We start from the raw sequence: 21,323 nt of genomic DNA on the forward strand, positions 1-21,323 counted from the left end.
CATGCGACGCGCTAGTGATCCATGGCTGCGGCAGGTTCCGGCAACGCAGACTTGCGTCGCGGAACCTTGAACAAAAGCAGGAAGGGTAGCGCGAACAGGGTCAGCCACATCATCAGCCAGAAGTCATTGATGTAGGCGATTGCGGCTGCTTGCCGGGTCACTTCGGCATTCAGCGCCATCAGCCCCTGCGCTGAATCGGCATTCAGGATTCCTCCGGGCATATTGAGTGAATAGGGTGTGATTCGCGAGGCAAGTTCCGCATGGCTGGTCTGTGTACCCCGTGCGACCAGGGTGAACATGATGGAGATGCCGACACTCGAACCGATGTTCCGAGCCAGGCTGAAGATGCCGGCCGCCTCGGTCCGGGCTGATCCGGGAAGGGTCGCATAGGCCAGGGTCGAGACCGGCACAAAGACCAGACCCAGGCCGAGCCCCTGCAGCACGCCGACATTGATGATAGGCCACATCGGCACGTCCGGACCGAACCGGGCACTCAATCCCAGCGACAAGGCGATCAGCAGGATGCCGATTGCCATGGGCTTGCGAGGGTCGATTCCCGCGGCAAGCAATCGCCCGACCGCGGTCATCGCTACCAGGGTACCGAGCCCGCGCGGTGCCAGCAGCAGGCCGGTCGTGACCACCGGATAGTTCATCAGGTTCTGCAGATAGGGCGGCATCAGCGCCATCGTAGCGAACAGGAGGACGCCAACGATGAAGATGAACAGGGTCGCGACGCCGAAGTTGCGGTCACGCAGCAGGCTCAGATTCACGAAAGTCCGTTCGCTGCTGCGCCAGTGCACCCAGTAGAGGTAGAAGCCGAGGAATGCGAGCGCGAGGTCGATCTGCATTTCAACCGAGGTGAACCAGTCCTGTTCATTGCCGCGGTCCAGCAACAACTGCAAGGCGGCAATACCGATGGCCAGGAAGGCGAAGCCGCGCCAGTCGAAGCGGCTTTGGTGGGTTTCATCCGCAGGGACGCTGGCCATCACGCCGAGCAAGGCAACGATGCCGACCGGCACATTGATCAGGAATACCCAGTGCCAACTGTAGTTCTCGGTCAGCCAGCCTCCCAACGGCGGACCCACGATCGGACCAACCATCACGCCCATGCCCCACAGGGCCATGGCAGCGCCGTGCTTTTCCGGCGGAAATGCATCCAGCAACGACGACTGCGAGATCGGTACCAGGGCCGCACCAAACAGGCCCTGAAGTACGCGGAAGAAAACCATTTCGGTGATGTTCGTGGCGATGCCGCAGAGCACCGAGGCCACGGTGAACCCGGCGATGGCGACCATCAGCAATTGCCTGCGCCCGAAGCGTGCCGCCAGCCAGCCGGTGGCGGGCGTGGCAATTGCGGCAGCGACGATGTAGGAGGTCAGGATCCAGGCCGCCTGGTCCTGGGTCGCCGACAGCGATCCCTGCATGTCGGGCAGGGCCACATTGGCAATCGTCGAATCGATCACCTGCATCAGGGTCGCCAGCATGATCGAGACGACCAGCAATGGCAGGTTGTGGACCTCGCGATGCGAGGCTGCGGTCGTCATGGAAGTTTCCAGATATTCCTGAACGAGGCTGGGGAAATGTCCCCGGCCTCAGCGGCCTTACCGGCCAGTTCGAGACGCGGGCCGTTGATTCGACCTTGCATGCAGGCGCAGTTCCGATTTCGCTGCACGCGAAGGCCTGCTGATCAACGTGTCATTGCGACCTTGCTGTCCGGGCCAGTCTTGCCGGTCCAGCGCCCGAGCAGCGAGTTCTGCTTGCCTGTATCGATCTTCACGTCGGCGCTCATGCCTGCACGCAGGATGAGGCCATCCTCGTCTCCGGTCGTGATCTCGAAACGCACCGGGATGCGCTGCACGATCTTGACCCAGTTGCCGGTGGCGTTCTGTGCCGGCAGGATCGAGAACTGCGAACCGGCAGCCGGGCTGATCGAGGACACGGTTGCCGTCCAGGTGTGGCCGGGATAGGTATCAACTTCGATCTCCGCAGGCTGGCCCACGCGAACGTGGGTCAGGTCGGTCTCCTTGAAGTTGCCCTCGACCCAAACGGTGTGCGAAACCAGCGGCATGGCGGCCTGGCCCACATTGAGGAAGTCGCCCGCCTGCAAATGCGTCTTGCCAACCGTGCCATCGATGGGGGCACGTACTTCGGCATGAGAGAGATCGAGCTTCGCCTTGGCCAGTTGTGCCAGGGCGACCTTGTATCCGGACAATTCGGTCAGCGGCGTATTCACCGCACCGCCGAGCATCGTGCGCGCCTTGGCCAGTGCCGCGGCATCGGCATCGCGCGAACCGCGCGCCGTGGCCACATCGTTGTCGGCGTCATCCAGGGCCTTCTGCGCGACGATGCCCCTGGCGCGCAATTCGCGGACGCGCTGCAACTGCGCTTCGTGATTGCGCAGGGTGGCTTCCGAGGCGCGCAGGTCGGCGCTGGCCGAGCGATAGGTGTCGCGCGAAGCGTTCAGATAGTCGCCGGCCGCTTCGATCTGCGCCTCCATCTGTTCAACGGCAATCTGCAGTGGCTCCGGATCGATGCGGAACAGCAGGTCTCCCTTGCGCACCTGCTGATTTTCGCGAACGGCCACCTCGACCACGCGGCCGCTGATCTGCGGCGCAATCGTGACCTGGTCGGCCTGCACGTAGGCATTGTCGGTCGAGGTGTAGCGTCCGGCCGTGATGTAGAAATAGCCGGCCACCAGTGCGACGACGAGGGGCCCCGCGATCCAGAGGATGCGATTGCTGCGCTTGCGGCGGGGGCCGGCGGCATCTATGGCGTCGGCGGCTTCGGTTGGCTGTTTGCTGGTCATGGCGGGCTCGGACTCAGGAATCGGTGGATTGGTCGGGGGTGTCAATGACGGAAAGGTTGGCGCGCAACCGGGCCAGCACGCGCTGGAACGCGGCGAAATCGTCTTCGTCGACATCGGCCAGGGCCAGATGACGAAGGTCTGCTGCAATCACCTCCATGTCGTCGGTAACCGCATGCGCCTTGCCGGTCAGGTGCAGGCGCCAGCGACGGCGATCGTTCGGATCGGCGCGGCGCTCGACGAATCCCGAGGCCGCAAGCCGATCGATGACACGACCGACCGCGATCGGCTCCATCTCGAGAAACTCGGCCAGTTCGCTCTGGCTCAACCCTTCGCGCCGACGAATGGCCTTGAGCGCGCGCCACTGGGCGCGGGTCAGGCCGAGACGGATCGCACGCCGGTCGAAATGCTTGCGGAACAGGCAAGTCACGTCGTGAAGATCGTATGCGAACGAGGAATCGGGGGTCGCTTTCATGGCTGCCGAGGATATTATGTCCTAGGCAGGTAAATTTCAATACCCATCGGTTCATTTAATTGCTGCCGGCTCGAATTCGCCAGGGTTCGACCGGTTCGTGCTGCGCAATGACTTGGCTTTCCGACGCCTCGGACCGATAGTCCGGGAATGATCCGGATTCTCGATACCGACATCACCGACCTGCGCGTCGATGCCATCGTCAATGCGGCCAACGAGACCCTGCTCGGCGGCGGCGGCGTCGACGGAGCCATCCATCGGGCCGCCGGGCCCGGCCTGCTGAATGCCTGTCGCGCCCTGCCCGAGATTCGCCCCGGCGTGCGCTGCCCGACCGGGCAAGCACGACTGACGGAAGGCTTTGCCCTGCCCGCGCGTTACATCATCCATACCGTCGGGCCGGTCTGGGAGGGCGGCGAAGAAGGAGAACCGGCGCTGCTGGCTGCCTGCTACCGACATGTCCTGGCCATCGCCCGCGAACATGCCTTGAAATCACTGGCCTTTCCCGCGATCAGTTGCGGTGTATTCGGCTATCCAGCCGAAAAGGCAGCGCTGGTTGCGCTGGCGGAAGTCTCCAGACCCGAAGCCCGCGCGTTGTCGATCACGCTCTGCTGCCGCGGCGAGCGGATCATGCGGAGCTATCGCGAAGCTGCGAAACGACTCTCCGTGGAAACCGACTGAACGGGCCAGACAAGGAGAATGTCTTCCACCGTCCTGGCATGTGCATGCGCTCCGTAGGGGTGTGACCAGGACCCGAACAACACGGACAAACGTCGACTCTCAATCTTTTGTCATCCCGGCGCAGGCCGGAATCGAGTCCTGTCTGGGGCTGTGCCGTGGCGGCAGTGAAACTGGATGATCATCCGTTCGGCAGTTGCGAAGCGCTTCAGCCTGCGCTGGATTGAAGGCGCATTCAGCGTCTCCTCACGCAGATGCTTTCGTTCCACCCGAACTAGCGCCCGCGCCGCTCACGCAGATACACGGACTTGCCTGGACCGGCGCCCACCACGCGCTCTTCCATGTCGAACAGCTTGCTGGCCGCGACCAGTTCGCGCAGCTTGCGGAAACCGTAGTTGCGCGGATCGAAGTCGGGCGCCTGCTTGGCGATATGGCTGCCAACCGGCGAAAGATTGGCCCAGCCGGTATCGTCCGACGCCGCGTCGACCGCGTTGCGCAGCAGCCCGGCCAGCTTGCGATCCTTGCCCAGCGCCTTGGTTGCCTGCGATTTCTTGGCTGGCGCGTCGATCTCGTCGTCCTTCTCGATCAGGATCTCGGTGTAGATAAACTTGTCGCAGGCGGCCACGAACGGTGTGGGCGTCTTGCGCTCGCCAAATCCGTAGACGGTCAACCCGGATTCGCGGATGCGCATCGCGATGCGCGTGAAGTCGCTGTCGCTGGAAACAATGCAGAAGCCATCGAAGCGCTCGCTGTAGAGCAGGTCCATCGCATCGATGATCATGGCCGAATCGGTGGCGTTCTTGCCGGTCGTGTAGCGGAACTGCTGGATCGGCTGGATCGAATGCGACAGCAACACGTCCTTCCAGCCTTTCAGCTGCGGAATGGTCCAGTCGCCATAGATGCGTTTGACGCTGGCGGTGCCGTATTTGCTGACCTCGGCAAGCAGGCCATCGACAATCGAGGGTTGGGCATTGTCGGCGTCTATCAGCACGGCGAGTTTGCTTGATGCTGGGCTGGTCATGGGCGCGGCTCCGTGGCTGGATGCTCCGAGCATAGCCGCAATGCCCTGAAATTGCCGTAACACTCATGCAACCAGGGCATATGTCCATGCACATCACTACCTTCCGGGATCTGGCACGGCCCAATAGTCTTTGCATCCCAAGGACGTTTGGACGTCCATTCTGGTTGCGCACCGACGATGTCTGCCCAGTTCATCACCCCGCCGCAAGTTCCCATGCCGCAAGACAAGAGCATCCTGCTGGCGCGCCTGCTTGACGGGCTGGATGCGCACGCGCTCTGGTGGCTTTCCGGGTACAGCGCGGGCCTGGCGGCGAACCAGGCAGGCCTCGTTCCATCGGTTGAAGCTGATGCCGTTGCAGAACCGTCGCCAATTACCATCATTTATGGCAGCCAGACAGGAAACGCAAAACGGGCTGCAGAGAAACTGCTTGGCAACTTCGAATCCGCCGGCACTCCCGCCCGACTGATTCGTGCCGATGCCTATCCGCTGCGAGAGCTCAAGAGCGAAAGGCTGCTCTATGTGGTCATCAGCACCCAGGGCGACGGCGATCCACCGGATGATGCGCGGGGCCTGGTCGAACACCTGCTCGGGAAGCGTGCGCCGCAGTTGGGCGCGCTTCGATACGCCGTTCTCGGCCTCGGCGATTCGAGCTACCCGCAATTCAATGCAGTTGGACGCCTGATTGATGCACGACTGGCCGAACTCGGCGCACAACGCCTGTTCGAACTCGGCGAGGCCGACATCGATATCGAGTCGATCGCTGATCCGTGGCGCCAGCGCGCGGTCGAACTCGGCTCCGTTGCGACACCTTCAACGAAGCCGCGTGCTGAGGTTGTCAACCTGCGTGCGGTTGCCTCGACTCCAGGGCATGGCCGCGATGCACCGTTCGCCGCCGAGGTGCTGGCCAACCAGCGCATCACCGGCCGCGGCAGTGAAAAGGATATTCGTCACATCGAACTCTCGCTCGAAGGCTCCGGTTTGAGCTACGAACCGGGTGATGCTCTCGGCATCTGGCCTCGCAATGCGCCACAACTGGTCGACGACGTACTCGATCTGCTTGAGCTCGACGGCAACGACGCGATCACGCAGTGCAATGAAACGCGCACTTTGCGCAGCTGGCTGGAAACAAGACGCGAGCTGACCCGAATCGGTCGCCCGTTTGTCGCCAGCCACGCTGCACTGGCCGCTCACGCCGGACTCAACCGACTGCTCGCACCAGAACAAGCCGCGGCCCTGATCAAGCTGCTTGAGAGCCACCAGCTGATCGATCTGCTTCGCGCCTATCCTGCTCGCTGGAGCGCCGAAGAACTGGTTGCGGCGCTACGGCCACTCACGCCTCGACTGTACTCGATTGCCTCCAGCCAGAAGCGCGTTGGCGACGAGGCTCATCTGACGGTTGCGCACGTCGACTACGAGGCCTTCGGCACCCGGCATCGTGGTGCCGCCTCGGGTTTCCTTTCGGATTCGACCGGTGAGTCTCGCGTTTCGGCCTACGTCGAACGCAACGAGCGATTCCGCCTGCCCGCTGACGGCAGTCGCGACATCATCATGATCGGTCCGGGCACGGGCATCGCGCCATTCCGTGCCTTCGTGCAGGAGCGTGCCGCAACAGGCGCGAACGGGCGCAACTGGCTGCTGTTCGGCAACCCGCATTTCGACACCGATTTCCTCTACCAGGTCGAATGGCAGCAGGCACTGCGCGAAGGCCAGCTCGATCGTCTGGATCTCGCCTTTTCGCGCGACCAGGTTAACAAGATCTACGTGCAGCACCGCCTGCGCGAGAACAGTCGGGAACTGTATGACTGGCTGGCCAACGGCGCGCACCTGTATGTCTGCGGTGACGCCACGAGGATGGCGCGCGATGTCGATGACGCATTGATCGAGGTGTTCGCGAAGCACGGAAGCGGTGATCGCGAGCAGGCCGCCGAACAACTCGAAAAGCTGCGCCAGCAAGGCCATTACGCACGCGACATCTACTGATCCACCACTCGAACAGCCCATCGAAATCCGCACATGAGCAACACCACCGCCTCCGTAGAGCACATCAAGCGCGACAGCCGAAACTTGCGAGGCAGCCTGCTGGACAGCCTGGAAGACGCGCACACGGGCGCGATCCGCAATGACGACACCGTCCTGATCAAGTTCCACGGCAGCTACCAGCAGGATAATCGCGACCTGCGCGAAGAGCGCCGCCGGCAGAAGCTGGAACCGGCCTGGAGCTTCATGATCCGCACACGCACCCCGGGTGGTGTGGTCAGCCCGAAGCAATGGCTGGCCATGGATGCAATTGCCACGCGCCATGCGAACAGTTCGCTACGCATCACCACGCGCCAGGCCATCCAGTTCCACGGCATCGTCAAGCGCGAATTGAAGGCAACCATGCAGGCCATCAATGCCAGCCTGATCGATACCGTTGCCGCCTGCGGCGACGTCAACCGCAATGTGCTGGTCTCGGCCAATCCTGTCGAGTCGCGGGCACATGGACACGTGCACGACTGGGCGGCACGTCTGTCCGAGCACCTCAAACCCAGGAGCCGCGCCTACTACGAAATCTGGCTGGATGAACAGCAGGTCGCCGGCAGCGAACCCGAATCCGAACCGCTGTATGGCGAAACCTATCTGCCGCGCAAGTTCAAGATCGCCTTCGCCGTGCCGCCGCACAACGATGTCGATGTATTCGCGCACGATCTCGGATTCATTGCGATCCTCGAGGAAGGCGCACTTGCCGGCTTCAACGTCAGCGTCGGTGGCGGCATGGGCGCGACACATGGCGATGCCGAAACCTATCCCCTGCTCGGCCAGGTGATCGGATTCATCCGGCCGGAACGGGTGTTTCGGATGGCCGAAGCGGTACTGACCACGCAGCGCGACTTCGGCAACCGCGAGGTGCGCAAGCGCGCACGCCTGAAATACACGATCGAGGATCGCGGCCTCGACTGGTTCAAGGCCGAGATCGAACAACGCGCGGGCTTCGTGCTAGAAGCCGCACGTCCGTTCACATTCAATCACAACGGTGATCGCTTCGGCTGGGTGGAAGGCCATGAAGGCCTCTGGCACCTCAACCTTCGCATCGAGGCTGGACGTGTCGCCGATCGCGGAGAATCCAGGCAGCTGACCGGCTTGCGCGAAATCGCTCGCATCCATCGTGGCGATTTCCGCCTTACACCGAATCAGAACCTGATCATCGCGAATGTCGCCGCTGACGACCGTGCTGCGATCGATGAGCTCGCTGGCGCACATGGCCTGGACGTGCATCGAACGGCCAGGCCGTTGCGTCTGAATGCGCTGGCCTGCGTCGCCCTGCCGACCTGCTCGCTGGCCATGGCCGAAGCGGAACGCTATCTGCCCGACCTGCTTGGCAAGCTGGAAGACTTGCTGTCGAAGCACGGCCTGGAAGAACAGCCGATCAACCTGCGCGCTTCGGGTTGCCCGAACGGCTGTTCGCGACCGTACCTGGGCGAGATTGCCCTGGTCGGCAAGGCGCCGGGTCGCTACAACCTGATGCTCGGCGCCGACAGCCGTGGCCAGCGACTGAATGCGCTCTACCGCGAAAACATTGATGAAACAACCATTCTCGGCGAGCTCGAAACGCTTTTCGCAAGCTACGCGGCCGGTCGCAACGCGCACGAAGGATTTGGCGACTTTCTGCTTCGTTCCGGTGTCGTCCAACCCCCCGCGGGTATCCCTGTGCAGGTGATCACATGAACACGCTTCCCGACCTGGTCAGTGCCGCCGAAGACACGCGTGCACTCGCCAGTCTGAATCGCTGGCTGGAAAAACAGAGCGCCGAAGATCGAGTAGCCTGGGCGTTCGATACCTTGCCTGCTGCGCATGTCCTGTCTTCGAGTTTTGGCGCGCAATCCGCAGTCTCACTGCATCTGGTCAGCCGCCGGTACGCGCGGATTCCGGTCATCCTGATCGACACCGGCTACCTGTTCGAGGAAACCTACCGCTTTGCCGACGAACTGACCGAGCGGCTCGGCCTCGATCTGCGCGTCTATCAGCCGCGCATCGGTCCGACCTGGATGGAAGCGCGCCACGGCCGCCTTTGGGAACAAGGACTGGAGGGGCTCAATCGATACGATGACCTGCGCAAGGTCGAGCCTCTGCGCCGCGCCCTGGAAGAGCTCGGCGCACGTACCTGGTTCGCCGGCCTGCGCCGTTGCCAGGCCCGCTCGCGGGAAAGCACCGATGTGCTTGAACTGAAGTCCGGTCGCTGGAAGGTGCATCCCTTGATCGACTGGAGCGACAGAGACATCTGGCAATACCTGAGCCGTCACGACCTGCCTTATCACCCGCTCTGGCACGAGGGCTACGTGTCCATCGGCGATGTGCACACAACGCGCCCCTGGCAACCGGGCATGCGCGAAGAAGACACCCGCTACTTCGGCCTCAAGCGTGAGTGCGGCATCCATCTGGAAGTGTGACCGACCCTCTACCCGAGTTTGCACAGACCCATGTGCGGGTCTGGTCAACTTCCATTCGTAGTGAGCTGAGCCTGAACTGAGCCGGTCGATGGAAGCAGATGCCGGAGGAAGGCAACAACCCGGGACTGCCCTTCGACAGGCTCGGGGCACATGCCAGGAACACGTCCGATATGACCTGAATGCTATCCCCTTTGCCCTTCTCCGCGGTGAGAAGCCAATACAAACCGAACCAGTGAAACCGACATGTCCAGAACTGCCATCGCCCAGGAATTCCCCGACCTCTTGAACCCGCCACACGGTGGCGTGCTCAGGGACCTCTATCTGCCTGCAGCACAGGCCGAAGCCCTCAAGCAGCGCAGTGCAAGCTTGCCCGGCTGGGATCTGGATGCACGTCAGCTCTGCGATCTCGAGCTGTTGATGAATGGCGCGTTCTCGCCATTGGAAGGTTTCATGACGCGTCGCGACTACGAGGGCGTTCGCGACGACATGCGACTCGCAGACGGAACCCTGTGGCCGATTCCGATCGCGCTCGACGTGAGCGAAGCATTCGCCGCCACGATCAAGGCTGGCGATGAAGTCGCTCTGCGTGATCGCGAGTGCGTGCCGCTTGCCGTGCTCGACGTCGAAGACGTCTACTTCATCGATCCTTTGCTTGAAGCGCACGCGGTCTACGGCACAACTGACCGCAATCATCCCGGCGTCCACGAGCTGCTTGAACGTCGCCATCGCGTCAACCTCGGTGGTCGGCTGCGCGGCATCCAGGCCCCCCAGCATCACGACTTCCGCGAACTGCGCGACAGCCCGCGCTCGTTGCGTGAACGGTTCATCGCGCAGGGTTGGCAACGCATCGTCGCATTCCAGACCCGCAATCCCATGCACCGGGCGCATCGCGAGCTGACCGTGCGTGCTGCAGAGCGCGCCCATGCCAAGCTTCTGATCCAGCCTGTCGTCGGCCTGACCAAACCGGGCGATGTCGATCACTACACGCGCGTCCGCTGCTACCAGGCCCTGCTCGCAAACACCCCTTCCGACTCGACCACACTCTCGCTGTTGCCGCTGGCAATGCGCATGGCCGGACCGCGCGAGGCGCTTTGGCACGCCATCATCCGCAAGAACTACGGCGCGACCCATTTCATTGTCGGGCGCGACCATGCCGGACCGGGCAACGATGCCAAGGGCATTCCGTTCTACGAACCTTTCGCTGCGCAGGAACTCGTTGCTCGTCATCAGGCGGAACTCGGAATCCAGTTGCTGCCGTTCCCGACCATGGTCTATGCAGCCAACCGCGATGCCTATCTGCCCTCCAGCGACGTGCAGGAGGGCGACGAGATTCGCGATATCTCCGGAACCGAACTGCGTCGGCGTCTTGAGCGTAGCGAGGAAATCCCGAGCTGGTTCAGCTATCCGGAGGTCGTCAGCATCCTGCGCGAACGCTATCCGGTTGGCGCTGCGAAGGGATTTGCGCTGTTCTTCACCGGACTTTCCGGCGCCGGAAAATCGACGATCGCGCAAGCGGTGATCGCCGCACTGCTGGAGCGGTCCTCGCGCCCGATCACGCTGCTCGATGGCGACGAGGTGCGCAAGCATCTGTCGAAGGGGCTCGGCTTTTCACGCGAGGATCGCGCCGCCAACATCACTCGGATCGGCTATGTGGCCAGCGAGATCGTGCGCCACGGAGGGATTGCGGTTTGCGCCCCCATTGCGCCGTACCGCGACAGTCGGGCCGAAGCGCGCGCGCTGATCGAAGCACATGGTGCCTTTGTCGAAATCCACGTCGATACCGCGCTGGAGACCTGCGAAGCACGCGACCGCAAGGGTCTCTATGCACAAGCCCGTGCCGGAAGGATCGCGCAGTTCACCGGAATCAGCGATCCGTACGAAGTGCCGCAGTCTCCCGATCTGCGCCTGGATGGCGGCGCCTCGGACTCCACCACGCTCGCGAAACAGGTTGTGGCGCTACTGCGCAATCGGGGGTTGGTGGCCTGATGCTCGGTCAAGATACGGCTGTCGAGAAGCTCGATCATGGCCTACGCCTGATGTCGGCTTTGGCAGATAGTCCCGTCGAGTTGCGAGCTGTTCGGTGACTGGAAAAGAGCATCACGACCGCAGGAAGCCCCTTTTTCGGGACGGCTGAAGCCGTTTCCTGCGGTGCCAAACGCAATGCCTCTTCGTCGTAGGAGCCAGCTTCAGCTGCGATGCTTTTCGGACAATGCAGCAGAGTACATCGCAACTAAAGCCGCCAGTCGCGGAGAACAGAAGTGGCGCAGCGCTCCGCGATTGAAGTTGATTGGCTCTTCCTAATTCTTGTTCGACGAGCCACTCTTGCTGCCAGATCCGATATTCTGGTCCAGGAAAGCGATGATCTTTTCGTACATGTCGGTCACGTTTTCTTCCTTGTAATAGCCGTGGCCTTCCGACGGCTGGTACAGCCAGACCACGTCCGATCCGTTCTTGTTCAGCGCGGCGCGCATGGCTTCGCTGTGCACGGGTGGCACACGCTTGTCCTCACCCCCGGAAATCAGCATGACCTTGGCCTTGATCAGAGCAGCCTGATTGGCGGGCGAGCGTTGTGCCAATACTCCAGCGTCATTGCCCAAAACCATCTCGAGATAGTTTTCCCCGTACAGTGATTGCGGTATGTCGCCGCGCTTCTTCATCAGGTTGAGATCGTAAACGCCCGCATCGCCAATGGCACACTGGTACAGATCCGGTTCGCGAACGGCACCCTGCAAGGCTGCATAGCCACCATAGCTCGTTCCATAGATACAGATGCGCTTCGGATCAGCCACGCCTTGCTTGATCGCCCAATGGGTTGCATCAGTCACATCGTCCTGCATCTTTGCTCCCCACTCGCGGTATCCGGACTTGACGAAGTCATAGCCGTAGCCACCCGAACCTCGGAAGTTGACCTGCAGAACAGCATAGCCACGACTCGCCAGTGCTTGGACCGTCGGATTGTAGCGCCAGAAGTCGCGCTCCCCGTAGGGCCCACCATGTAGATAGACCACCATCGGGAGGTTCTTGGCATCTTCCTTGCCAGGTGGCTTGCTAAGGTATCCGTGCAGGGCCAATCCATCGCGCGCCTTGATGCCGACCGGCTCCATAGCGGCCAGAGGCTTGTTCTCCAGCCAGGGAGCTTGCGAGAGCAACAGGCTCAGTTTCTTGGTATCGACGTCGTAGAGATAAAAGGTGCCGGGATTGCGGTCGCTCCTGACTTCAACGACAACCTTCTTGCCATCCTTGCTGTTCGACGTGAATGTCACATCCTCGCCCGGAAATACGCCCATCATCTCGGCCAGCAGCTTGCTTTCCGGCGCATCCCGATCAACCAGAGTCACAGCGGTTCGGCCAGGCATCGAGCGAAGTGCGTACACTTCCTTGCCGTCGAAGGTCTTGTCAAAGCTGGTCGGTGCCGCCTCGTTTCCGCTCCAGAGAAGCTTGAATTTCCGGGTGGCTACGCTCCACAAGCACAAACCGCCCACACCCTTGTCACCGCCACAGAAGAAATAGACGCCGTCGCCAGCGCGATTGAAGGCGATCGGATAGACGCGTATGCCATCCTGCGCCTCGTCGACCACCAGTTCCCACTTGTCGCCTTCGCCCTGGCGGTAGTACGCCTTGTATTTCTGGTCGTTGTCCGTACCAAATGTGAAGCGGGCTACGCCTGCGTTATCGGTAAGGAAGCTCGCATCCACGAGGGGTGAGGTTGTCAGGGTGCGATTCTTGCCACTGCGCACGTCGATCTTGCGCACCTCAGGGTGGAATTGTTCACCACCCGCCGTAGCGACGTGGCTCCAGTTCCAGCGCCGAACACCAATGATGGCGTCGTCATCGTTGTCTCGCAGGTCATCGAGCATCCAGGCGCTTGCATTTTCACTCTGCTTTTTTTCGATATGACTGCCGGTGGAACCGGCCGGATCGCGATTTGCGCGGTAGCCGAACAGGATGTCGCGACCCTTGCCGTCGGTATTCACCGCAAACAGCTCACCCGTGGATGCCGGCTGTTCAAGTTGCCCAACCTTGGTGCCCAGAGTATAGAGAACACGCTCGTCCGACACCCACCAGAAATCAACTACCACATCCTCTTCACGAGGACTGATCGAGAACCCGGTGCTGTCCTCGATATTCAAGATGGAAAGGACAGTATTGTCGTCAATGACCGCGTTGATCGCGAGATGTGTGCCATCCGGAGAAATCTTGACTTCCTTGTACTTGGAATGGCGTGCGAAATCGGCCAACGACACAGGCTCCGCTGCCTGCACGCAGAACGAGACTACAAGCGCGGAGAGGAGGGCAAGCAGGCGACTTTTCATGGTGACGGTTCCCTGTCTGTTGCTGGAATGTGGACTATTACATAGCGAGGACACAAATCAAAATTGCCTGTCGCTACCGGTGAGAGACTGATTGTCGAGGATTTTCCTGGACGTCGAATCCTGTGCCAGCCTGGGTCTCGATGAGCCTGGCGACGACCGCCGTTACCGGTATGCCACTACTCGAGACCCTTGCCATCCTGCTCGAGCGCATCGGCTTGTCCGCTCAACCGAGCTGGCTTCCGCTGAGAATACAGGGACAAGCGGGAATGATTCGGGTCCGACAGGCCGCTCTGGCAGTTCATCGCTTCCCGTCACTTCGTCAAGCAACGGGACTGTCTATTTTTTCGGCTCGGGCTCGACTTCCTTGCTGGCGCCCTCGCCGATATTGCGATCAAGAAAGGCAATGAGCTTTTCGTACATTTCGGTGACATTGGATTCGTCGTAATAGCCATGCCCCTCGGTCGGCTGGTACAGCCATTCAACTTCGATGCCGCGCTTGCCAAGCGCACTGCGAAGGTTTTCGCTGTGGATGGGTGGAACGCGCTTGTCCTGACCACCGACAATCAGCATGACATCGGCCTTGAGCCGGTCGAGCTGATTGATGGGCGAGCGCTGGGCCAGAACCGTGTCGTCGCTGCCAAGCACCTTGTCCAGGTAGGCCCCGCCCTTGAGTGATTGTGGAATGTCTCCACGTGATTTCATCAGGCGCAGATCGTAGACACCGACGTAGCCGATTGTGCACTGGTATAGATCAGGCTCGCGGACCGCACCTTGAAGTGCGGCATAACCACCATAGCTTCCACCAAAGATGCATATCCGTTTCGGGTCAGCGTCGCCTTGCTTGATCGCCCAGTGGGTTGCATCGGTCACATCGTCCTGCATCCTTGCTCCCCACTCGCCGAATCCGGCAGTGATGAACGCGTCACCATATCCACCGGAACCACGGAAGTTGACTTGAAGCACGGCGTAGCCACGACTGGCCAGCACCTGCACATAGGGGTCGTATTCCCAGGTATCCCTGACCCAGTAGGGGCCGCCATGGACGAATACCACCATTGGCAGGTCCCTGGCGTCTTCCTTTCCGGGTGGCTTGGTCAGGAAACCATGGAGCTCCACGCCATCTCGCGCCTTGATCGAGAACGGCTCCATGACCGCCATGTCTTCTGGCTTGATCCAGGGTGCACGCGCGAGCAGAAAACTGAGCTTTCTCGAGTCAACGTCATACAGGTAAAACGCACCTGGATCGCGATCACTTTCCACGGACAGGACAACTTTCTTGCCATCGCGAGTGGCATTGATGAAGTGGACGTCCGAGCCGGGGAATTGCTGCAGCATGTCGACCAGGACATGCGCTTCGTCCGCGTTCTTGTCGATCAGGGTTACCGATGTGCGACCCGGCATGGATCGGATTGCGAACAGGTCCTGCTCGTCAAAAGTCTGCTCATAGCCGTTCGGGCCGGCCTCCTTGCCACTCCACAAGGTGCTGAAAGTACGCGTTTTCGTGTCCCACAGGCAGACCCCGCCGCGCGCATTGCGGCCCGGGCATTCGAAATAGACGCCATCACCGGCCCGGTTGAAGTAGACGGGAACGTATCGATTTCCATCATCGGCTTCGGTAAAAATCAGTTCCCATTCCGCATCATTGGCCGCACGGTAATAGACATTGAGCTTGCGCTCCTTGTCCTCCCCGTAGGCAAAACGCACGCCACCGTTGTTGTCGAGCACGAATCGTGAACCGGTAATCGGGGACACCGCGATGGTACGGTTCTTCCCGGTCTTCACATTGATGACCCTGACTTCTTCGGGCAACGACTCACCACCTGCCGAGCCAACGTGGCTCCAGTTCCATCGCCTTACCTGTATCAGCGCTTCTTCATCGTTGTCGCGCAATGCATCCAGCATCCATGCACTCGCGTATTCGCTCTGTTTCTTGGTGATATGGCTGCCCAGCGAACCCGACATGTCCTGGCTGACTCGATAGCCAAAGAGTATGTCCTTGTTCTTGCCGTCCACATCGACCGCGAACAGTTCACCGGTCATGCCGGGTGCTTCGAAATAGCCGATATTCTGGGCAACCGTATAGACAATGCGCGTATTCGAGACCCACCAGAACTGGAAGACCTCGTCATCCTCGCGCGGACGCAGGGTCACTCCGGTGTTCTTGTCGAGGTCGATGACCGACAGCACCACCTTGCCATCGATGACCGAGGTTGCCGCCAGGTGCTTCCCGTCTGGCGCAATCTTGGCAGTCCTGAACTGCATGTGTCTGGCGAAGTCGGCCAGTGGCAGCGGGTCGGCAAGGACCTGAACCGAAGTGAGCAGCAGTGCGATAAACAGAGCAATTTCGCGCAAGCGCATACGGACTTGTTCCATGTCAGTAGATGTCCACAACTCTATCGTCGGTTCAACGATCCCGTCAAACCTTGCGCGGCACCCGGCCATAGCGATCTTCCAGGCGCACGATATCGTCTTCGCCGAAGTAGTCGCCGCATTGCACTTCGATCAGATGGATATCCTGGGCTGTGGGGTTTTCAAGGCGATGCACGGTGTTCATCGGGATATAAGCCGATTCGTTCGCCTGCAACAGGAACTCGCGCTCGCCGATGCGCACCTTGGCCGTGCCGTCGACCACGGTCCAGTGTTCGCTGCGCCGATTGTGCAATTGCAGCGACAACACATGGCCGGGCTTTACGGTCAGGCGCTTGACCTTGCAGTCATCACGGTCTTCGAGGATGGTGTAGCTGCCCCAGGGCCGGTGCACCGTGTTGTGCACGGTGGCCGCCTGGTGATTGCTTGCGCGCAGCTGTTCGACCACGATCTTGACCTGCTGCGAGCGTTCGCGATCGGCGACCAGCACGGCATCGCCGGTGTCGACGATCACGAGATCCTTCACTCCGACCGCAGCCACCATGCGCGCATCGGACTGGATGTAGCAATTCTCGCTTTCGACAATGATGGCCTGGCCGTGCACGCGATTGCCTGCTGCATCGGTGTCGCCTTCCATGTCGCTGATCGCCTTCCATGAGCCGATGTCGCTCCAGTCGAATCGAGCGGGTACGACCGCGACGCGCGATGCGCGTTCCATGATGGCGTAGTCGATCGAGATATCCGGCTGTGCAAGAAACACCTCGCGCGCAAACTCGATCGGGCTCGCCTGGCCGCTCTCGCTGGCATGGCAGGCGCGTGCAGCGGCCAGCACGTCGGGACAGGTTTTCTCCGCAGCCGCAATCAGCGCATCAGCGCGAAAGCAGAACATGCCCGAGTTCCAGGTGTAGTCGCCCGATTCCAGATAGGACTCGGCGGTTTCCCGGTCCGGCTTTTCGACGAACGCCTCGACCACGCGCCCTTCGCAATCATTGACGTCTGCACCCATGCGTATGTAGCCAAAGCCCGTTTCCGGCGCACTCGGCTGGATGCCGAAAGTGACCAGCCAGCCATCGGCAGCGATCTTCACTGCGCGCTCGACGTCGGCGGCGAACCCATCGAGATCGTTGATCAGATGATCGGCCGGCAGGATCAGCAAGGTTGCGTCGGCGGAACAGTGCTCCAGTGCGTGCAGGGCCGCCAGGACGACCGCAGGTGCCGTGTTTCGACCCACCGGCTCGAGCAGAAACGGCAGCTTGTCGAGATCGGCTTCGGCATGCCGGGAATATTCATCGCGGGTCAGGAAGTAATAGTCGCGCCCGGTCACGGTCAGCACCGTGCCGTCGTCGGCCAGTCTTAGTGCGCGGTCGAGGGTCTTGTACAGGAGCGACTCGCCATCGCCCATGCGCATGAACGGTTTCGGGTAGGCACTGCGCGATACAGGCCAAAGCCGGGTGCCGGCGCCGCCGGACAGGATCACCGGAACAATCATCGTGTTTCTCCAATGGGGTGGGCATCGGCCAGTTCACCGATGACCTCGCGCAACCCCTCTCTCCAGGGTGGCAATTGTAGACCGAACACGAGCGCCAGCCTGGCGTTGTCGAGTACGGAAAAGGCAGGACGCGTCGCACGCGTCGGGTAATCGCTGCTGGCAATCGGCAGGAGCCGCGGAATCCGCTGCAGCAAGCCGCGCTGCCGTGCGGCTTCGAATATTGCTGCAGCAAATTCGAACCAACTACAGCGCTGTGACGCGGTAAGGTGATAGGTGCCCAACGCCAGAGCGCGCTCTTGCTCTTTCATCCTTTCGAGGCGCTGCAAAATGTGCACCGTGGCACCGGCAATCCATCTCGCCGGCGTTGGCGAACCGATCTGGTCGTCAACAATGCGCAACTCCTCGCGCTCTGCGCCGAGACGCAACATCGTGCGCAGGAAATTCTGCCCGCGTGCCGCATACACCCAGGCCGTGCGCAGGATCAGGTGTCGCGCCCCGCTGGCTCGCAAGGCCGCTTCACCGGCCAGCTTGCTGCGTCCGTAAGCGCCAAGAGGTCCGGTCGGATCATCTTCCTGGCGCGGCTTCGGATCGCTTCCGTCGAACACGTAGTCGGTCGAATAGTGGACCACCCGCGCTTCGTTGCGGGCGGCCCAACCAGCGATTTCCGCAACCGCGAGATGATTGATGCGATCAGCCAGGTCCGGCTCGTCTTCGGCACGATCGACCGCCGTATAGGCAGCCGCATTGACGATGACATCGGGCTTGTTCGTTTCCAGCACGCGCAGCAAGGCTTCGGAGTCTGCAAGATCGACGCTGGTGCAGCTGCCTGCGTCATCCAGCGTTCCGGTTCGGCTTGCACAGGCCACCCGACCCAGACGTGCAAGAGGTTCACGCAATTCATGGCCGACCTGGCCATTGGCACCGAGCAGCAGGATGTTCACTGGAATACCGGCAATCGTTCAGGCGACACGTCTGCCAGGAAGGGCGCCTTGCTGTCCTTCTCCGAAAGCGAGGGATTGGCCAGCGGCCAGTCGATGGCCAGCCTGGCATCGTTCCAGCGGATGCCCGCGTCGGCCGCGCCGTCGTAATGGGCCGTGCACTGATAGACAAACGTCGCCGGGCCGGAAAGCACGGCGAAGCCGTGCGCGAATCCTTCCGGTACCCAGAAGTGCCGCTTGTTCTCGGCGGAAAGGATTGCTGCGGCCCACCGACCGAAGGTCGGAGAGCCCTGGCGAATATCCACCGCGACATCGTAGACCTCGCCCTCGAGCACGCTGACCAGCTTGCCTTGCGGGTTCGGCCACTGGTAGTGGAGTCCGCGCAGGACACCCTGCTCCGAACGCGACACGTTGGTCTGCACGAAGCGCAGGTCGAGACCGGCTTCGGCGAAGCGGTTCGCGTTGAAGCTCTCGTAGAAGAACCCGCGTGCATCGCCATGGACCCTGGGCTCGATGACCAGACAGCCGTCGAGCGGTGTCTTGATCAGCCTCATCCCGGGCGCCCTTCGCGGACGAGTTCCTGCAGGTACTGACCATAAGCATTCTTGGCCAGGGGCGCGGCAAGTCGCAAGACCTGCTCGGCATCGATCCAGCCCTGGGCGAAAGCGATTTCTTCGGGGCAACAGATTTTGAGGCCCTGGCGATTCTCGATGGTCTGCACATAGCTGGACGCCTCGACCAACGACTCGTGCGTGCCGGTATCGAGCCAGGCGAAACCGCGGCCCATGCGTTCGAGCATCAGCGAACCATCATCCAGGTAGCAGCGATTCAGATCGGTGATCTCGAGTTCACCGCGCGGCGATGGCTTCAGGTCACGGGCAAAGTCCGCGGCGCGGCCGTCGTAGAAGTAGAGGCCGGTGACGGCCCAGTTCGATTTCGGCTTGGCCGGTTTCTCCTCGAGACCGATGACGCGTCCGTGTGCATCGAATTCGGCGACGCCGTAGCGCTCAGGATCGCGCACCCAGTAGCCGAATACACTGGCGCCGGCAACCCGCGCATCGGCTGCGGAAAGCAGCCGGGTCAGACCGTCGCCGTAATAGATGTTGTCGCCGAGGATCAGGCAGCTCGGATCCTTGCCGACAAAATCGCGGCCGATCAGGTAGGCCTGGGCCAGGCCGTCGGGCGATTCCTGCACGGCATAGCGGATCGTCAGTCCCCATTGCGATCCGTCACCGAGCAGCCGCTGGAACAAGGCCTGCTCATGCGGCGTATTGATGATCAGCACTTCGCGAATGCCGGCCAGCATCAGGGTGCTGAGCGGGTAATAGATCATCGGCTTGTCGTAGACCGGCAGCAGTTGCTTGCTGACCGACTGGGTCAGCGGGTACAGACGTGTGCCGGAGCCGCCAGCGAGAATGATGCCGCGTCGTGATGTCACCAGAGGTCTCTTGGGCTGATTTCGGGCCGGGTATTGTAGGCGGCGAGGCTTGCGGGCGCTCGTCTGACAATCAGGGATTGCCCATCTCACTGATTCCTATCGATTTTACCGGATTGGACGGAACCCGGATGTGTGCGCCTCAGGCGATGCCCAGCCCCTCGATCTGACCGATGGCCTGCGCATCGAATCCGGCCAGTTCGGCGAAGCAGCGACCCCGTTCGGCGTAGTCGTGGAACTGATCGAAACTCGGCGCGCCGGGCGAAAGCAGGATCACCCCTCCCTGTTCGGTCAGTTCGCGTGCACAGGCAACGGCTCCGGAGAGATCGGTTCGAATCTCCAGCTTGCAATCCACCTTCGTCGTGCGCAGCACATGACCGATACGCGCCGCATTCGCCCCGTTGGCAACGATCAGGGACGGCGGGTTCGCCAGCACATAGTCGGCCAGTACCTGCCAGTCCAGGCCGCGCTCATGGCCACCGACAATGACGCTGACAGCGCGCCCCGGCAAACTGCGCAACGCCTCGATCGTGGCCTGGGGCGTCGTCGCGATGCTGTCATCGATCCAGCTGCGGCCGTCGCGCTCGCCGAGGGCCTGCAGTCGGTGCGGCAAGGGCTGGAACACGGCCAGATGCTGCGCGGCAGCCAGCGCGTCTTCGCCGAGGATTTCGAGAGCCGCCAGTGCGGCGCAGGCATTCATCGCGTTGTGCCACCCCGGCAAAGGCAGTCGAGACCGTTCGAATACCGCTTGGTCGCCGCGACGAATATGAGCCGCATCCAGATGCCAGCCTTGGGCATTTCCAAACAGTCTGCGGTCTGCATGGCCAGCCGTGCGCTGCAACAGGTCGGCATGGTTTGCATTGACCAGTAGCACATCCGAGACATCGGCCATGGCCAGCTTGTCGCTGACATAGCGCTCGCGGCTGCCATGCCAGTCCAGATGTTCTTCCTCGATGTTCGTGATCACGCCGAGAGCCAGGTGATCGGCCTGCCGGGTCTGGAAACTGGATAGCTCCAGAACCCACCACTCGGGCGCGACTTGCGGATCGAGCAGTTCGAGTACCGGCAAGCCGATATTGCCGGCCAGCGCCGTACGCCGACCGTTGCCGCGCAGCAGATGGGCAATCAGGGCACTGGTCGTGCTCTTGCCCTTGGTGCCGGTCACGCCGATGACACGCGCTTCGGGATGCTCGGCAAACCACAGCGCGGTTGCCGAGGTAAATCGCGTGCCGTTGCGCTGCGCATCGAGCAACTCCAGTCGATAACCGCCGATACCGGGTGACTTGATGATGCAGTCGAATGCGGAAAGGTCTGCCGCCGTGGGCGCCGTCGTGACAAACCGGTCCAGCGGATTGCCATCGATCAGGAAATGGGCTTCGGCGT

At 61.5% G+C, this 21,323-nt stretch carries 16 protein-coding genes; 5 read left to right on the forward strand and 11 right to left on the reverse strand.

The window, feature by feature from the left end; translation table 11 throughout:
* Positions 1-11 precede the first annotated feature (11 nt).
* The 3 genes from R3F00_RS03350 to R3F00_RS03360 form a co-directional block, all read right to left on the reverse strand.
* A complete protein-coding gene (locus tag R3F00_RS03350; protein ID WP_371280287.1) occupies positions 12-1,544 on the reverse strand; it encodes a DHA2 family efflux MFS transporter permease subunit in 1,533 nt (510 codons plus the stop codon).
* 143 nt (positions 1,545-1,687) lie between these two features.
* Positions 1,688-2,806 (reverse strand): HlyD family secretion protein, encoded by a 1,119-nt coding sequence (locus R3F00_RS03355; RefSeq protein ID WP_371280288.1) that lies wholly within the window; start codon positions 2,804-2,806, stop codon positions 1,688-1,690.
* Positions 2,807-2,819: 13 nt separating this feature from the next.
* Complete coding sequence (locus R3F00_RS03360; protein ID WP_371280289.1) at positions 2,820-3,278, reverse strand: MarR family winged helix-turn-helix transcriptional regulator; 459 nt, start codon at positions 3,276-3,278, stop codon at positions 2,820-2,822.
* A gap of 147 nt (positions 3,279-3,425) precedes the next feature.
* On the opposite strand from R3F00_RS03360, the gene R3F00_RS03365 reads away from it, so the two are divergent.
* Complete coding sequence (locus tag R3F00_RS03365; protein ID WP_371280290.1) at positions 3,426-3,953, forward strand: O-acetyl-ADP-ribose deacetylase; 528 nt, start codon at positions 3,426-3,428, stop codon at positions 3,951-3,953.
* A gap of 271 nt (positions 3,954-4,224) precedes the next feature.
* On the opposite strand, the gene R3F00_RS03370 is transcribed toward R3F00_RS03365, so the two are convergent.
* Positions 4,225-4,971, reverse strand: coding sequence for an NYN domain-containing protein (locus tag R3F00_RS03370; RefSeq protein WP_371280291.1), 747 nt, complete (start codon positions 4,969-4,971; stop codon positions 4,225-4,227).
* A gap of 177 nt (positions 4,972-5,148) precedes the next feature.
* On the opposite strand from R3F00_RS03370, the gene R3F00_RS03375 reads away from it, so the two are divergent.
* From R3F00_RS03375 to R3F00_RS03390, 4 genes are all read left to right on the forward strand, one after another.
* Positions 5,149-6,951, forward strand: coding sequence for an assimilatory sulfite reductase (NADPH) flavoprotein subunit (locus tag R3F00_RS03375; protein ID WP_371280292.1), 1,803 nt, complete (start codon positions 5,149-5,151; stop codon positions 6,949-6,951).
* 33 nt (positions 6,952-6,984) lie between these two features.
* Complete coding sequence (cysI, locus tag R3F00_RS03380) at positions 6,985-8,676, forward strand: assimilatory sulfite reductase (NADPH) hemoprotein subunit (protein WP_371280293.1); 1,692 nt, start codon at positions 6,985-6,987, stop codon at positions 8,674-8,676.
* Positions 8,673-9,398: a phosphoadenylyl-sulfate reductase gene (locus R3F00_RS03385; RefSeq protein WP_371280294.1), complete on the forward strand. Its 726-nt coding sequence runs from the start codon at positions 8,673-8,675 to the stop codon at positions 9,396-9,398. The genes cysI and R3F00_RS03385 overlap by 4 nt, the downstream gene beginning before the upstream one ends.
* A 243-nt stretch (positions 9,399-9,641) precedes the next feature.
* Entirely contained in the window at positions 9,642-11,384 is a 1,743-nt protein-coding gene (locus tag R3F00_RS03390; protein ID WP_371280295.1) for a bifunctional sulfate adenylyltransferase/adenylylsulfate kinase, read from the forward strand.
* 311 nt (positions 11,385-11,695) lie between these two features.
* Here R3F00_RS03390 and R3F00_RS03395 read toward each other — a convergent pair whose 3' ends face one another.
* The 7 genes from R3F00_RS03395 to murD form a co-directional block, all read right to left on the reverse strand.
* A complete protein-coding gene (locus tag R3F00_RS03395; RefSeq protein ID WP_371280296.1) occupies positions 11,696-13,711 on the reverse strand; it encodes an alpha/beta hydrolase family protein in 2,016 nt (671 codons plus the stop codon).
* Between the two features lie 336 nt (positions 13,712-14,047).
* The gene (locus R3F00_RS03400; protein WP_371280297.1) at positions 14,048-16,084 is read right to left on the reverse strand and encodes an alpha/beta fold hydrolase; all 2,037 of its coding nucleotides are present in this window, start codon (positions 16,082-16,084) and stop codon (positions 14,048-14,050) included.
* 43 nt (positions 16,085-16,127) lie between these two features.
* Positions 16,128-17,567, reverse strand: coding sequence for a mannose-1-phosphate guanylyltransferase/mannose-6-phosphate isomerase (locus R3F00_RS03405; protein ID WP_371280298.1), 1,440 nt, complete (start codon positions 17,565-17,567; stop codon positions 16,128-16,130).
* Complete coding sequence (gene rfbD, locus R3F00_RS03410; protein WP_371280299.1) at positions 17,564-18,508, reverse strand: dTDP-4-dehydrorhamnose reductase; 945 nt, start codon at positions 18,506-18,508, stop codon at positions 17,564-17,566. The genes R3F00_RS03405 and rfbD overlap by 4 nt, the downstream gene beginning before the upstream one ends.
* On the reverse strand, positions 18,505-19,059 hold the full coding sequence (gene rfbC / locus R3F00_RS03415) for a dTDP-4-dehydrorhamnose 3,5-epimerase (RefSeq protein WP_371280300.1): 555 nt from the start codon (positions 19,057-19,059) through the stop codon (positions 18,505-18,507). The genes rfbD and rfbC overlap by 4 nt, the downstream gene beginning before the upstream one ends.
* Positions 19,056-19,946, reverse strand: coding sequence for a glucose-1-phosphate thymidylyltransferase RfbA (rfbA, locus tag R3F00_RS03420; RefSeq protein ID WP_371280308.1), 891 nt, complete (start codon positions 19,944-19,946; stop codon positions 19,056-19,058). The genes rfbC and rfbA overlap by 4 nt, the downstream gene beginning before the upstream one ends.
* Positions 19,947-20,082: 136 nt before the next feature.
* Positions 20,083-21,323: UDP-N-acetylmuramoyl-L-alanine--D-glutamate ligase (murD, locus tag R3F00_RS03425; RefSeq protein WP_371280301.1), on the reverse strand; the 1,241-nt coding region annotated here is incomplete at its 5' end.

The sequence above is a fragment of the Dokdonella sp. genome (assembly GCF_041395345.1).
In the GTDB taxonomy this organism is placed as follows: Bacteria; Pseudomonadota; Gammaproteobacteria; order Xanthomonadales; family Rhodanobacteraceae; genus Dokdonella.